The organism is Bradyrhizobium jicamae (genome assembly GCF_001440395.1).
GTDB classification, from domain to species: Bacteria; Pseudomonadota; Alphaproteobacteria; order Rhizobiales; family Xanthobacteraceae; genus Bradyrhizobium; species Bradyrhizobium jicamae.
Genome location: NZ_LLXZ01000213.1, coordinates 4,138 through 4,378, shown reverse-complemented (window position 1 = coordinate 4,378; position 241 = coordinate 4,138). Strand labels below are relative to the sequence as shown.

Genomic DNA, 241 nt, shown 5'->3' with positions numbered 1-241 from the left:
ATCTCGTTGCAGCTCAGCGTGACATAGCCGCCAATGGCTGAACTGCTGTCTGACCGGCGCTCTCCGGTTTGCTTATTTATTTCGCCCTGCTGATAGATTTTCACGACATGCGGCTCACGCACCACGCTCACCAGACCCCAACTATCAGTTTTGCCGTCCTTCGATTCAACCGTTACGCTCGCGCGCCCCGGCGACAATCCAGTGAAGGCGACGGTATGGTCTGACAAAGGCATGACCTTGA

1 pseudogene is annotated in these 241 nt (G+C 55.6%); it reads right to left on the bottom strand.

From position 1 onward, the window contains the following. A pseudogene (locus CQ12_RS45480) lies at window positions 1-241 on the bottom strand (hypothetical protein); the annotation flags it as partial.